Origin of the sequence: Inquilinus limosus DSM 16000, from assembly GCF_000423185.1 — a bacterium.
Taxonomy (GTDB): Bacteria; Pseudomonadota; Alphaproteobacteria; order DSM-16000; family Inquilinaceae; genus Inquilinus; species Inquilinus limosus.
In genome coordinates this window covers 60743-74042 of record NZ_AUHM01000009.1, presented here as the reverse complement: position 1 = coordinate 74042, position 13300 = coordinate 60743, and the positions used below count along the sequence as shown (strand labels likewise).

Below are 13300 nucleotides of genomic sequence, written 5' to 3'. Positions count from 1 at the left end.
CTCGATCCCGGCGACAACCGCTTTCGGTGTTCGCTTTTTGTTCTTGACGTGACGCCGCGTCGCGTGGCATAGTTCAGGCACAGTCAGACAGTTGCGCCCGCCCGGCACCGCCGCGGCGGGCGCTTTCGTTTCGGTGTGTCCCGGGGGGCGGCATGGCACGGAGTCGGTTGAAGCTGAACTGGAAGCAACGCCGTTTCGTCCGCCATCTGCTCGACTGCGGCAACGGCGCCGAAGCGGCGCGCCGGGCGAAGTATGCGGCATCCCAGGCGAAGGACCGGGCTTCGAAGCTGCTGCTGAAGCCCTGGCTCCTGATCTTCGCCCTTCGCCTGGACGAGCGGCGGCGGCTGCGGCGGCGGCTCGTGGCGACGGATGCGGTCGCGACGCTGTCGAACAAGACCCTGGTCGTCCTCGACGGCCGCGGGGAGCGCAAACCCGACCCCGAGGAACAGGCGGAGCTGCTGCGGCATCGGGAGCGGCTGCAGCGCCTGCCGCCCGAGCCCGAGATCCGGCCCATGCTGCGGGCGCCGGCCCCGCCGCCGCTGGAGCTGGCGCCGGCCTTCGCGGACCTGCTGCAGCCGTCGCGCTACAAGGCCGTCCATGGCGGCCGCGGGTCGGGCAAGTCGCATGTCTTCGCCGAGCTCTTGGTGCGGCGCTGCGTCGAGGCGGCGCCGGTGCGGGCGGTGTGCATCCGCGAGGTGCAGCGCTCGCTCGACCAGTCGGTCAAGCGGCTGCTCGAGGACAAGATCCAGGCGCTGGGCCTGGGCCCGGCCTTCACCGTCCAGGCCGACCGCATCCTGACGCCGGGCGGCGGCCGGATCATCTTCCAGGGCATGCAGAACCACACGGCCGAGTCGATCAAGTCGTTGGAGGGCTACGACATCGCCTGGGTCGAGGAGGCCCAGTCGCTGTCGAAGCGGAGCCTGGAGTTGCTGCGCCCGACCATCCGCAAGACGGGGTCGGAGCTGTGGTTCTCCTGGAACCCGACCCGGCCGGACGATCCGGTCGACCAGCTGTTCCGCGGCGGCCCGGCGCCGCCCGGCACGGTGCTGATCGAGGCCAACTGGTCGGCCAACCCGCATTTCCCGAAGGTGCTGCAGGCCGAGATGGAATGGGACCGCGAGCGCGACCCGGACAAGTACCAGCATGTCTGGCTGGGCGGGTACCGGCGGGTCAGCGAGGCGCGGGTGTTCCGCAACTGGCGGGTCGAGGCGTTCGAGACGCCGGCCGACGCCCGGTTCCTGTTCGGCGCCGATTGGGGCTTCGCCCGCGACCCGACGGTGCTGGTGCGCTGCTTCCTCAAGGGCCGGACGCTCTATGTCGACCACGAGGCCTACCGGGTGGGGTGCGAGATCGACCGGACGCCGGCGCTGTTCGACACGGTGCCGGAGGCGCGGCGCTGGCCGATCGTGGCCGACGGCGCCCGGCCGGAGACGATCAGCTACATGCAGCGGCACGGCTTCCCCAGGCTGCGGGCGGCGGCGAAGGGCGGCGGGTCGGTCAAGGAGGGCGTTGAGTTCCTGAAGAGCTGCGACATCCTGGTGCATCCGCGCTGCCGGCACCTGATCGACGAGCTGGCGCTGTTCTCCTGGCGCACCGATCCGAAGACCGGCGAGACCCTGCCCGAGCTGGAGGACCGCGAGAACCACGCCATCGACGCCCTGCGCTACGCCCTCGAAGGCCAGAGGAAGCAGTACGGCAGCTATGACAGCAGCCTGAGATGGGTCGGATGAAGACCGCCGGCGCGGGCGGCCCGCTACGGGCTGGTCGCGCCGCGCGGGCCGTCCGCGACCCGGGGCCAGCCCGCCAGCCGGGATCGCAGCTGACGCCCCAGCGCGATTCCCGGCGTTTCGACCCAGCGATAGGTCACCGCCGAGGCGGCGACGAGCAGCAGCGCGCACAGGCCGCCGACCAGCCAGTACCGGACCGGGTCCGCCATGGCGAAGTCCCGGACCGGCGGCAGCGCGAAGACGAGGGTCAGCACCAGGCCCTGCAGCAGATAGATGCTGTAGCTGATCTCGCTCATGCGCCGGGCGGGGCGCGTCGACAGCAGGCCGAACAAGGTGCAGCCGTCGCAGATGAGGTAAAAGAGGACCGACACCAGGATGATCTGGACCGGGCCGATCATGTCGCCGAAAGCCAGGAACACCGTGCCCAGGCACGCCACGGCCAGCAGCGAGGCCGCCCGTTCCGGCACGCGCGGCCGGGCCTCGCGCCGGACCAGGCATGCCGCCGCCATGCCGGAGAAGAATGCGGCGAGGATCGTGGCCAGGGTGGCAATCAGCAGCCCCGGCGTCGGATGGGCGAACGAGATGTCGGCCGACCAGGACGCGATCGCCAGGACGACCAGGCAGAGCAGGAGGCCGCCGCCGGCGAACCGCTGGGGCCGGGCCCCTCGGGCGACGCCGGCCATCAGCCGCAACGACCCGTAGAACAGCCATTCGACGAAGATCGTCCAGGTCACCCCCGCCAGGATCAGCCCGGTGCGGGGATAGCCGTTGACGTCGGGCTGCAGCGGGACGATGCCGAACGCCAGCCATTGCAGCACGGCCGCCGCGACGGTCCAGGCCGGCTCCCGGAGCGTGAACCCGGTCCGCCAGGCGACGATGACGAGCATCACGCCGACGGCGAGGAGATACATCGGGCCGATGCGGAAGAGGCGGCCGATATAGAGCGCCGTCCAGTCCGGGCGGCCTTTGCCGTCGAGCAGCTTCCCCCAGAACAGGAAGCCGGTGATCATGAAGAAGAGCATGACGCCGGCCTGTCCGAGCAGGGTGTAGAAGCCCGAAGCCGGCAGCTCCCAAAGTCCCGTCTCGATGTACCGGTGGGTGATGACCAGGTGGTGCGCGAAGACGCTCATCGCGAGGAAGCCCCGCAGACCGTCGAGGGTCGCCGTCCGCCGGTCGTGCCGGAGGGGCTCGTCCGCGGCGTGGAAGGCCGGGGTCGCCAGCGCCAGCCAGACGGCGGCCATGAGAACGAAATACGGCCACACGGAGAAGATGCCCATCTGCGCCCCCCGGGACGATCCCGCGCCGGAAACACAGGCGGCGAAAGCCGCCGCCCGTCTAGCTGCAAGATCATGCAGGTCGGCGGTGTCGCGCTCCGAGGGCGGCCCGGTCGGACCGGCGTGCCTTTCGAGGCCCACAAGGTCGGGGCTCTTCCGTTCGCCGTGTTGTGTTCGCTTTTTGTTCTTGACGTGACGCCGCGTCGCGTGGCATAGTTCAGGTATCGTCAGACAGTTGCGCCCGCCCGGTATCGCCGCGGCGGGTTTTTCATGCGCAGCCGCCGTCGGCCGGTGACCCTCCCGCGAGAGGGGCTGAGGCAAGACGACAGCCAGGCCCATGGCCCGGAAAGGCCAGACTTGATCCTGAACACGTCGATCGGCCGGCGACCTGACAGCCCGAAAGGAATATTCGCATGGCAATCAATGGGATGACGTCGGTAAACACCCTTGTCGATCTCCAGAAGGCAGCGCCCCCTACAGACGGCAACACCACGCCGCCCGCCATCTTCCTCCGCGGCCGAGACAACCCCTCGGACAAGGGAGGCGGCACCTTCTCCTGGCGCGCCGACTCGACCGCGATGCCCGATTCAGGAATTGTTGTACGACCCTCCAGCATCACCGATCCAAGCGCTGCCGGACGATGGCACCGCGTCTTCGATGGAGCAGTCAGCCCGTACTGGTTCGGCGCGAAGGGCGATGGCGCGACCGATGACAGCGACGCCATCAACGCCGCGATCGCCGCCGCCGGCCGGGGCAATCATTGTCTCGATCTCGTGGGTCGGTTTCTGATCAAGAAATCGATCCAATGGGACTACCCGATCACCATCCGTGCCGATTGCGACATCCTTTGCGCCGCAGGCTCCTACAATCCGATCCGGGACCTCACCGGCTACCCGTCCGTAAAGACGGTGGCGTTCGACCTGCGCGGCGCGAAATTCGGAACCGTCACCGGCAGCGTTCGGATCAAAAAGGCTGGCGGGGAGACCCTGGGCGATCTCTGCGCCATCGGGTCCAGCCGAAATTTCTATTCCACTGCCCAGAGCGAGTCCGCTGACTACCTCGTCCCCTATGAAGGCCGACTGGTCAGCATCAATGGGGTCGGCGGCCGCGGTGGTTCCAATACCTGCTGGCAGAGCCTCGAGGTGCATGGCCTGGAATATGGCGTCTACTCGCCGGCACGGGGGAGCAACCAATACGGCCCGGTCGAATTCGACCGAAACGCCTCCTACCAGGCAGGCGCCCTGGTGATCTCGGGCGGACGGGTCTTCCGCTGCACGGCGGCGACGGGAGACGGGAAGCCGGGAGCCCCCATCCCCTATGTGGCAAACACGGTGGACAACTGGGAATACATCCAGAACCATCAGAACGATGATCCGATTCCGCAATGGAGCCAGGCAGAAGCGGTCAAGGCCAACGAGCTTCGGCGCTACCTGTCTGGGGGGATTTGGCGTGTCTACCGGGCGGTATCGGATATTGCCGCCTACGGCCCGGCCCCGACACACGGGCCGTCGGCACCGCAAGACATCGGCAACACCACGTTCCAATACGACCGCCTCGCCCAGTACTACCCATGCCTGACCGGCATGACCATCGCGCACTTCTTCGCGCTCTCGGTAGCGAATGCGTGGACGTCACGGGAACTGTCCGGCGATGACAGCCACGTCTCGGATTTCCGCGCCCAGGCATGCCGCGGCCCGGCCATCACCCTCGATCACGGCTTCCTCAGTGCCGGAGCAATTTTCATCGAGGGGAGCCGGGAACGCTATGCGAATGGCGACACCGATCAAGGCGCCTTCGCCGTCGAGTGCGGGCCGTACAGCAAGCTCCTGTGCCAATCCCTATACTTGCAGGGGCGGTGGCGAGGCGGCGTTCTGCTGGGCCAGAATGGCCATGTCGAAGGCTGGTGCCAACCGGACCAGACATTCAAGACCGCCACCGGGACCTTCCTGGAATTCGCGGACGATGCGGCGCGCGCAACCGGTCGCATCACGATGTCATACAATGCGCTTCGTGCACATACGGCCAGTTACTTTCTCTTGGACAACATAGCGGCGTCCATTCAGGGCGGGGACATCATCAGATGGAAGAAACCGGCGACCGGAGCTGCGGTGCATCAAATGCGAGTCCTCTCCGCAAGCCGCGATAGAGCCTCATACCATTGGGTCGTCGCCTACCGGCTGTTGCCGCGGGAAGGCAGTCAGATCCTGTCATCCGCGCCCGAGACGGGTGAAACACTCGAGATCTGGCGCAGCAATAGCCTTGTCGGCACAGACAAGGTCTTCGAGGCGCCGACGTCGTCTCTTTTGAGCCGCGGCGTCATCGGCGTGACGGCGTCAACCGGGGCGGAGCGCAATTTCGAGATCGTGACTCTGGCGGAGGAAGCCGAGCTCACACCCTATCGGAACATCCAGCCGACCGTCGCTGTTGCCAGCGCGAAGGATCAACTGCACAGCCGCACGGCGTGCGGAGGTGCTGTGTGGCGCTATGATGAAACGGGATCATTCGGCAAGGCCACAGCGTCAAACTAGCCGTTTTGCCTTTCCGTCATCGCGAGGCGCGCAGCGCTGCGGCGATCCCGGGCCGGCGGCGCCTGGATTGACACCGCGCCTCTTCGAGGCCCGCGATGCCGGCGGGCCTCTTCGTCTTGCGAAGTTATGTTCTCTTTTTGTTCTTGACGTGACGCCGCGCCGCGTGGCATAGTTCAGGCATCGTCAGACAGTTGCGCCCGCCCGGCACCGCCGCGGCGGGTTTTCATGCGCAGCCGCAGTCGGCTCGCAGCCCTCCCGAAACGGGAGGAGGACTCCTTATTTCGGCCGGCGCCTGCTGCCGGCCTTCGCGGTCATTCAGAGACCATTTCGAAGAGGTCTCCCGCCAGCGAGACCTTTTCAGAACATCCACCCTCATCGTCATTGCGAGGAGGCGAAGCCGACGAAGCAATCCAGGGGCCGGTGCGAACCGCCCTGGATTGCTTCGCTGCGCTCGCAATGACGGTGTTTGGATTTCTGAAAAGAACTCGCAAGCGGGAGAGGTGAAACGACAGCCGGGCCGATGGCCCCGGGAGGCCGGACTTGATCCTGGACACGCTGACCAACCTCGTCGCCGGGCTGTTCACCCCCAAGGACAAGCTGGCGCATGACCGTTTCGTGCTGGTCGCACAGGACCGCGGGCAGCTCGATGCCGCTTATCGCGGCGACTGGATCGCCCGCAAGGTGGTCGACGTGCCGCCCTTCGACATGACCCGGGAATGGCGGCGCTGGCACGCCGCGCCGGAGCAGATCGCGGCGATCGAGGCGGAGGAGGCGCGGCTGGCCGTCCAGCGCAAGGTGGCGCGGGCGCTGCGCCTGGCCCGGCTGTACGGCGGCGCGGCGCTGGTGCTGGGCGCGGGCGACGACGATCCGGCCCGGCCGCTGCCGCCGCTCGGCCGCGGGGCCTTGCGCTACCTGCACGTCATGCATCGCTGGGAGATCGCGCCCGGCGAGATCGACCGCGACGTGCTGTCGCCCGGCTTCGGCGAGCCCGGCTGGTACCAGGTGGCATCGGCCGGCAGGGCGGGGCAGGGCGGCGTGCGCCTGCATCCGAGCCGGGTGGTGCGCCTGGTCGGCGCCGAGCTGCCGGACGGGGCCGGCGGCGACGGCTGGGGCGACAGCGTGCTGCAGGCGGTGACGGACGCGATCCGCCAGGCCGGCCTGGCCGCCCAGGGCGTGGCGACGCTGCTGCACGAGGCCAAGCTCGACGTCATCCGCATCCCGCACCTGACCCAGAACCTGGCCGAGGCCGACTATGCGGCCCGGCTGGCGCCGGTCGTCGACTATGGCCAACGCCATTGCGGCTGGCGGTGAGAGGCCGTTTGGAAATGCTACTGGCGTGGCCGTCTGATGGCGGTTTCTGGGCTTCCGGTGCTCACGGACCTTCATGTCCGCTGCGCTCCGGTTCTCGAAACCACCACCAGCCGACTAACGCCAGCGCATTTCCAAACGGCCTCTGAGGCCTCTCAGGCCGCGGGGGTCGCCACCGGCGCCGGATCGGAGGGCGGGCCGGACCGGCGGATCCGCTCCGCCCATTGCCGCATCCATCGGTATCCGGGCTTCTCGATCCACCGATGCGCCGCCCAGGCCACGACGATGCAGACGGCCAAAGCGATGGCCAGGCTCGCGATCACCCATTCCGGGGACGACGGCCAGCGGCCGAAGATCCAGAGCGCCGCAACCTTGTAGACCCGCAGCACGATGAAATGGGTCATGTAGAGGGCGAAGGACCAGACCCCCATCAGATGCACCGGCCTGGCCGACATCACCGCGGCGGGGCCCGGGCCGGCGACCGAGAGGGCCAGGACGAGATAGCAGAAGATCGGGCTCGCCCCCCAGTCGGCCTCGCCGAAAATGATCACGGCCACCATGGCCAGGGTCGCGAGGATGACGCTGAGACCCGATCCCAGCCAGGGCGCCGCGCGGCGGACCGGCGCCGCTTGCGACGCCTGCTCGGTGACCATGCCGAGGACGAAGCCGCAGAGGCAGCGCATCACCGCACCGTCCTCCTCGGTCAGGCCCAGCGTGCCGGACGGACTGATCGATTCGAGCCAGGCCAGGCCCGCGATCGCTGTGCCGACCACCAGGGACAGCACCGCTGCGGGGCAGCGGATCAGGACGACGAACAGGGCAGGGAACAGGATATAGGCCGCCCATTCGGCGCTGATCGACCAGGCGATCGTGTTCCAACTCGGGCCATGGCCGAAGAACCAGACCTGAACCAGGAACACGTTCTCGAACCAGGCGCCGACGGTGTTGGTTTCGGAGAAGGGCGGCGTGTTGCCGATGTCGATGAAATACTTGAGAAACTCGAGCGGAAGCAGGATCAGCAGCGTGACCACATTGAGCGCGAACAGGCGACCCAGCCGCTTTGTCAGGAAATATCCATAGTCGGCCCGGCGAAGGCTGCCTTCGAACAGATACCGGTTGGCTCGCGTGATGATGAAGCCGCTGAGCACGAAAAAGAAATCCACGGCGATATAGCCGTCGGATATGATTGCGATGTGGTCTGATCTGAAGCTGATCGGCAGGATTCCGCGATCGCAGAGTTCATTGATCGTTGATTGTAAATGGAATAGAACGACGATAAATGCTGCAATGCCACGGGCGCTGGTCAACGGCTTTATCTCTTCGATTTCTTTCATAGGGAATTCAGTAATGAATAATATTTAATGCATCATTGCCGGAAACTGAGGGCCGGTCAAGGACGGCGTTGCGGGATGCCGACGAAAGGGCGCATCCCGATCGAGGGGGCGAGGGCGGGGCAGCACGTGCCGCCCCGCCCCGTCGACCGCTCAGAAGCGCCCGGCGCGGAAGTCTTCGATCGCCTCGACGATCTGCGCCTCCGTGTTCATGACGAAGGGGCCGTATTTCGCCACCGGCTCGCGCAGCGGCTTGCCGGCGACGATCAGCAGCCGGGTCGGGCCGCCCGCGGCCGCCGCGCGCACGCCGTCGCCGGCGCCGAGCACGCCGAGGGTGCCGCGTTCCAGCGCCTCGCCGCCGATCCCGGCCGCGCCCTGATAGACATAGGCGAAGCCGGCATGGCCCTCCGGCAGCGGCACGTCGACCGCGGCGCCGGGCTCCAGATGGACATCGAGATACACCGGCTCGGTGGTGCCGCCCTCGACCGCGCCCGCGGTGCCGCCGAAGCGGCCGGCGATGACGCGGATCCTGGCGCCGGGCGCCGCCTCCACCTCGGGCACCGAAGCGGCCGGGATGTCCTGATAGCGCGGCGCCGTCATCTTCTCCGCCGCCGGCAGGTTGACCCAGAGCTGGAAGCCCCACATCAGCCCGTCCTCCTGCTCCGGCATCTCGGAATGCACGATGCCGCGACCGGCGGTCATCCACTGCACGCTGCCGGGGCCGAGCAGGCCGACATTGCCCTTGTTGTCGCCATGCCGCATGCGGCCGGCCAGCATGTAGGTCACGGTCTCGAAGCCGCGATGCGGATGGTCCGGGAAGCCGGCCAGGTAGTCGGCCGCATCGTCGGAGCGGAACTCGTCCAGCATCAGAAAGGGGTCGAGGTCGGGCAGCCCGGGCTGGCCGATCACGCGGGTCAGCTTCACCCCGGCGCCGTCGCTGGCCGGGCGGCCCCGCAGGGTGCGGGTCACGCCGCGGGGGCGGGCGAGGCCGGTGCTGTTGTTGGTCGCCATCGTCATCTCCGTTTCGGGGCGCCGGGATCGGCGCCACGCTCTGCCGCCAAGATCGGACCGATGACCGGCGGGGAGAATGCGGCTTTCCCCGAAACCGCCGTTCGCTATGATCGAACGATGCGGTACCGGCTCGACGACATCTCCACCTTCCTGCAGGTGGTCGACAGCGGCAGCATCAGCGCCGCGGCGCGGCGGCTGAACCTGTCGAAATCCGTAGTCAGCAAGCGGGTCAGCGACCTCGAGGCCGCGCTGGGCGGGGCGTTGCTGCAGCGCTCGACCCGGCGGGTGCTGCCGACCGATCGCGGCCTCGCCTTCTACGAGCGCGGCCGCGCCATCCTGCGCCAGCTCGACGAGGCGGCGGAGGAGGTGGCGGAGAGCGACGGCGACCTGCGCGGCTCGCTGCGCGTCGCGGCGCCGATGAGCTTCGGCACGCTCTATCTCGGCCCGGCGCTGTTCGACTTCGCCCGCAGGCACCCGCGGCTGACTCTGACCCTCGACCTCGACGACCGCATGGTCGACCTGGCGGGGCAAGGCTACGACCTCGCCATCCGCATCACCCGGCCGCGCGATTCGGCGCTGATCGCCCGGCGCCTCGCCGCCAGCCGGCGCGTGGTCTGCGCCAGCCCGGGTTACGCCGCGGCGGTCGGGCTGCCGCGGAGCCTGGCGGAGCTGCCGCAGCACGAGGCGATCGGCCATGCCGAGGTGCCGTCCACCTGGCTGTGGCAGTTCGAGCCCTTCGCCGCCGGTGGGCCGCCGCGCAGCGTGGCGATGCGCAGCCGGATCAGCGTCAACAACGGCGAGGCGGCGCGGGATGCGGCGATCGCCGGGCTCGGTCTCGCCGTGCTGCCGACCTTCATCATCGCCGACGCCCTGCGCCAGGGCCGGCTGCTGCCGGTGGCGTTGGACGCCGAGCCGGTGGCCGACGTGATCCATGCGCTGTATCCGCAGACCCGGCACCTGTCGCGCCGGGTGCGGGCATTGATCGACCACCTGGCCGAGAGCTGCGGCGAGGCCGCGCCCTGGGAGCAGGGGCTGTCGTTCGCCCCGGCCGAACGCCGGGTTTCCTGATCCGGCGCTTTCGCGCATGACGGGCCGTCCCGATCTTCCCGGCATCACCACCGGACAGGAGATCGCCATGATCACGCTGCACGACCGCATGGCCCGGGGCCGCACCGAGACCGGCCTGATCGAGGCGCGCCACACCTTCTCCTTCGGCCGGTTCCACGACCCGGCGCGGATGGGATTCCGGTCGCTGCGCGTGCTGAACGAGGACCGGATCGTCCCAGGCGCCGGCTTTCCGGCCCATCCCCATGCCGAGATGGAGATCCTGACCTATGTGCTGGAGGGCGCGGTCGAGCACCGCGACAGCCTCGGCAATACCGCGGTGATCCGGGCGGGCGACCTGCAGCGCATGACCGCCGGCACCGGCATCACCCACGCCGAGACGAACGCCTCGGCCACGGAGCCGCTGCACCTGCTGCAGATCTGGATCCATCCGGACCGCCGCGGCCTCGCGCCCGGCTACGAGCAGGCCAGCTTCGAGGGCGAGGCCGTGCGCGGGCTCCGGCTGGTGGCGGGGCCCGAGGGCGGCGACGGCGTCCTGAAGATCCACCAGGACGCCCGGGTCCATCTCGCTCGGCTCGCTGCCGGCGAGACGGTGGAGCATCCGATCGCGCCGGGACGGGCCGCCTTCGCACAGCTGACCCGCGGGGTCGTCCTGCTCGACGGGCACGAGATGCGGGAAGGCGACGGCGCCGCGGTCGAGGACGAGTCCGGCCTTCGGATCACCGCTGAGACCGAGGCGGAGATCCTGCTGTTCGATCTCGCCTGAGCGTTCCCCTGCAGCCCGGCGCGGTGTGCGCGGCCGGGCTGCAGGGCTCTCGACCGGCCGACGTCGATCCTGGCAGGATGTCGGCCGGCCTTCTTCGAGAGCATTGCAGCCGCCGACTCATGCGCATCGCCCTGCTGATCGCCATCACCGTGTTCCTGATCGGAATCGGCGTCTGGAGCTTCGCCATCACCGGCGACCTGGCCGGAAGCGACGGCGGCCGCGCCATCCGGGTCGCTGCCGGTGCCGCAGCCGCCGCGCTGCTGCTGATCGGCGGCTTCGTCCTCCTGATCCTGCGGGCCCGCCCGCGCGATCGGGATCGCAGCTGACCCAACGGGTGCGGGGGTTGCGCCCGCCGCCGCGCTGTGGCCGGATGCCGGAAACCGCGGGAAGCGCAGAAGACCAGGAATGCCCGACGATCCGATGACCGAGCCGCCGCAGCGGGTGGGGTTCCTCCTGGTGCCGAACTTCTCGATGATGGCTCTCTCAGCGGTGCTGGAGCCGTTCCGGGCCGCCAACTGGGTGGCGCGGCGCACGCTGTACGAATGGCGGCTGCTCTCGGCCGACGGCGAGCCGGTCGCGGCCAGCAACGGCGGCGTCCTGATGGCCCAGGGCGCGATCGGTCCGGACGATTCCTTCACCATGGTGGTCGTGGTCGCCGGGCTGGACCCGCAGAACGGGCGCGACGAGCGCATCCTGGCCTGGCTGCGGCGCATGGCCCGGCGCGGCTCGCGGATCGGCGCGGTCTCGACCGGCACCTATCATCTCGCCTGGGCCGGGCTCCTCGACGGTTATCGCTGCACCATCCACTGGGAGAATCTCAGCGCCTTCACCGAGACGTTCCCGAAGCTCGACGTCACCGGGCGGCTGTTCGAGATCGACCGCGACCGTTTCACCTCGGCCGGCGGCACGGCATCGCTGGACTTGACCCATTACCTGATTGCCCAGGCCCACGGCATCGACCTCGCCAACCAGGTGGCGGAGCAGTTCCTGCACGCCCGGCCGCGCCAGGGCCATGCGCCGCAGCGGATGGAACTGCGCGAGCGGCTCGGCGTCAGCCACCCGAAGCTGCTGGCCGCCATCGCCGAGATCGAGGCCAATCTGGCGGAGCCGCTGCCGCGGGCTTCGTTGGCCCGCGCCGCCGGGCTGTCGACCCGGCAGCTGGAGCGGCTGTTCCGGATCTATCTGAACTGCACCCCGTCGCAGTACTATCTCGAGGCGCGGCTGAAGCACGCGCAGATCCTGCTGGCGCAGACCTCGATGCCGGTGCTGGAGGTGGCGGTGGCCTGCGGCTTCGCCTCGGCCTCGCATTTCGCCAAATGCTACCGGGCCCTGTTCAACCACTCGCCGCGGGCGGAACGGGCGCCGCGCCCGGTCGGGCCGACCCAGCTCATGGGCCAGCGCCGGGCGTGGTAATGGCTATGGCAGCTGCACGCGGGCGGCGGTGACGCGGTTCTCGCCCTTCTGCCTGTCGCGGACCACGCCCCAGATGACGTTCTGCTGCGTGCGGTCCCAGGCGATGCCCTGGCCGGCGATGTCGAGCGGCGCGGTGCCGACCCAGCGCAGCACGGAGCCCGCCTCCGGCAGCGCCAGGGCATAGGCCTCCGGCTCGTCATGGCCGGTGATCCAGAGCCGTCCGTCCGGCCCCCAGGAACCGCCGGAATTGCTCATGTCGCCGAACTTCTCCAGAAGCTCCGGCGGCAGCACCCAGGCTTCGGCGACGCGCCAGTCGGCGTCGAAGCGGACGATCTGGGTGTTGTATTTGTTGCCATAGGCGAGCGGACTGCGGTCGAACACCCGGTTGTAGTTGGCGAAGGCGCCCCACCAGACTCCGTCGTGATAGTCGATCCAGGTCAGCGAGCCGCGGTCGATGCCGAAGCTGTGCGTGCCGACATGCTTCAGCGTCGCCGCGTCCCAGATCTCGACCGAGCTGGTCATCGGCCATTCCGGGTAGTTCGAGTGGGCGGTGTAGAGCTTGCCGTCGACGACCACGCCGCTGTCGAGATGGACGATCGGCCCGTCCTTGGCCTCGCTCCAGACGGCGATTCGGGCACCGGTCTTCTTGTCGTAGCGAGCGATCGCCCGGCTGTTGATCGCGTAGAAGGAGTCGGCATCCACCGCCACGGCCTGCCGCGCCTCCGCCGCGGGGAAGGAGGCGACCGCCTCGACCGGGTGCGGCTTCGGTTCGTCCGCCCAGGCCGGGACCGACAGGAGGCCGGCGGCGAGAAGCAGGGCTGGAGCACCGGTCATGCGGATCATCGATCGTCCCTCGCGTCCATGGAGGGCGCCGACC

Annotated in this window: 11 protein-coding genes; 7 read left to right on the top strand and 4 right to left on the bottom strand. The window is 68.8% G+C overall.

Annotation, left to right across the window (positions count from 1 at the left end):
• Nucleotides 1–152 precede the first annotated feature (152 nt).
• On the top strand, nt 153–1730 hold the full coding sequence (locus G537_RS0111310; RefSeq protein ID WP_081688750.1) for a PBSX family phage terminase large subunit: 1578 nt from the start codon (nt 153–155) through the stop codon (nt 1728–1730).
• Between the two features lie 23 nt (nt 1731–1753).
• Here G537_RS0111310 and G537_RS37460 read toward each other — a convergent pair whose 3' ends face one another.
• A complete protein-coding gene (locus G537_RS37460) occupies nt 1754–3004 on the bottom strand; it encodes an acyltransferase family protein (protein ID WP_026870224.1) in 1251 nt (416 codons plus the stop codon).
• Between the two features lie 410 nt (nt 3005–3414).
• On the opposite strand from G537_RS37460, the gene G537_RS0111300 reads away from it, so the two are divergent.
• Together G537_RS0111300 and G537_RS37455 are read left to right on the top strand one after the other, a co-directional pair.
• Complete coding sequence (locus G537_RS0111300; RefSeq protein ID WP_026870223.1) at nt 3415–5529, top strand: hypothetical protein; 2115 nt, start codon at nt 3415–3417, stop codon at nt 5527–5529.
• A gap of 540 nt (nt 5530–6069) precedes the next feature.
• Nucleotides 6070–6840 carry an anti-CBASS protein Acb1 family protein gene (locus tag G537_RS37455; RefSeq protein ID WP_051248307.1) on the top strand — a complete coding sequence of 257 codons (771 nt, stop codon included), beginning with the start codon at nt 6070–6072 and terminating at the stop codon, nt 6838–6840.
• Between the two features lie 152 nt (nt 6841–6992).
• Here G537_RS37455 and G537_RS0111290 read toward each other — a convergent pair whose 3' ends face one another.
• The gene (locus tag G537_RS0111290) at nt 6993–8144 is read right to left on the bottom strand and encodes an acyltransferase family protein (RefSeq protein WP_162146097.1); all 1152 of its coding nucleotides are present in this window, start codon (nt 8142–8144) and stop codon (nt 6993–6995) included.
• Nucleotides 8145–8321: 177 nt separating this feature from the next.
• Nucleotides 8322–9179, bottom strand: a complete 858-nt coding sequence (locus G537_RS0111285) for a pirin family protein (RefSeq protein ID WP_051248350.1) — start codon at nt 9177–9179, stop codon at nt 8322–8324.
• Nucleotides 9180–9296: 117 nt separating this feature from the next.
• On the opposite strand from G537_RS0111285, the gene G537_RS0111280 reads away from it, so the two are divergent.
• The 4 genes from G537_RS0111280 (at nt 9297) to G537_RS37450 (ending at nt 12423) form a co-directional block, all read left to right on the top strand.
• Nucleotides 9297–10247 carry a LysR family transcriptional regulator gene (locus G537_RS0111280; protein WP_026870220.1) on the top strand — a complete coding sequence of 317 codons (951 nt, stop codon included), beginning with the start codon at nt 9297–9299 and terminating at the stop codon, nt 10245–10247.
• Nucleotides 10248–10263: 16 nt separating this feature from the next.
• Nucleotides 10264–11010, top strand: coding sequence for a pirin family protein (locus G537_RS0111275; RefSeq protein ID WP_245578993.1), 747 nt, complete (start codon nt 10264–10266; stop codon nt 11008–11010).
• 119 nt (nt 11011–11129) lie between these two features.
• Nucleotides 11130–11336: a hypothetical protein gene (locus G537_RS0111270; protein WP_026870218.1), complete on the top strand. Its 207-nt coding sequence runs from the start codon at nt 11130–11132 to the stop codon at nt 11334–11336.
• Between the two features lie 79 nt (nt 11337–11415).
• Nucleotides 11416–12423: a GlxA family transcriptional regulator gene (locus G537_RS37450; protein WP_051248306.1), complete on the top strand. Its 1008-nt coding sequence runs from the start codon at nt 11416–11418 to the stop codon at nt 12421–12423.
• A 3-nt stretch (nt 12424–12426) separates the two neighbouring features.
• Here the strand turns inward: G537_RS37450 and G537_RS0111260 are convergent, their stop codons facing one another.
• A complete protein-coding gene (locus tag G537_RS0111260) occupies nt 12427–13257 on the bottom strand; it encodes a hypothetical protein (RefSeq protein ID WP_026870217.1) in 831 nt (276 codons plus the stop codon).
• Nucleotides 13258–13300 lie beyond the last annotated feature (43 nt).

Excerpts from the sequence above, each read along its gene's own strand:
- G537_RS0111280 (WP_026870220.1), top strand. The coding sequence starts at position 9,297 with ATGCGGTACCGGCTCGACGACATCTCCACCTTCCTGCAGGTGGTCGAC.
- G537_RS0111275 (WP_245578993.1), top strand. The coding sequence starts at position 10,264 with ATGACGGGCCGTCCCGATCTTCCCGGCATCACCACCGGACAGGAGATC.
- G537_RS0111285 (WP_051248350.1), bottom strand. The coding sequence starts at position 9,179 with ATGGCGACCAACAACAGCACCGGCCTCGCCCGCCCCCGCGGCGTGACC.
- G537_RS0111300 (WP_026870223.1), top strand. The coding sequence starts at position 3,415 with ATGGCAATCAATGGGATGACGTCGGTAAACACCCTTGTCGATCTCCAG.
- G537_RS0111310 (WP_081688750.1), top strand. The coding sequence starts at position 153 with ATGGCACGGAGTCGGTTGAAGCTGAACTGGAAGCAACGCCGTTTCGTC.
- G537_RS37460 (WP_026870224.1), bottom strand. The coding sequence starts at position 3,004 with ATGGGCATCTTCTCCGTGTGGCCGTATTTCGTTCTCATGGCCGCCGTC.
- G537_RS37450 (WP_051248306.1), top strand. The coding sequence starts at position 11,416 with ATGCCCGACGATCCGATGACCGAGCCGCCGCAGCGGGTGGGGTTCCTC.
- G537_RS0111260 (WP_026870217.1), bottom strand. The coding sequence starts at position 13,257 with ATGACCGGTGCTCCAGCCCTGCTTCTCGCCGCCGGCCTCCTGTCGGTC.
- G537_RS0111270 (WP_026870218.1), top strand. The coding sequence starts at position 11,130 with ATGCGCATCGCCCTGCTGATCGCCATCACCGTGTTCCTGATCGGAATC.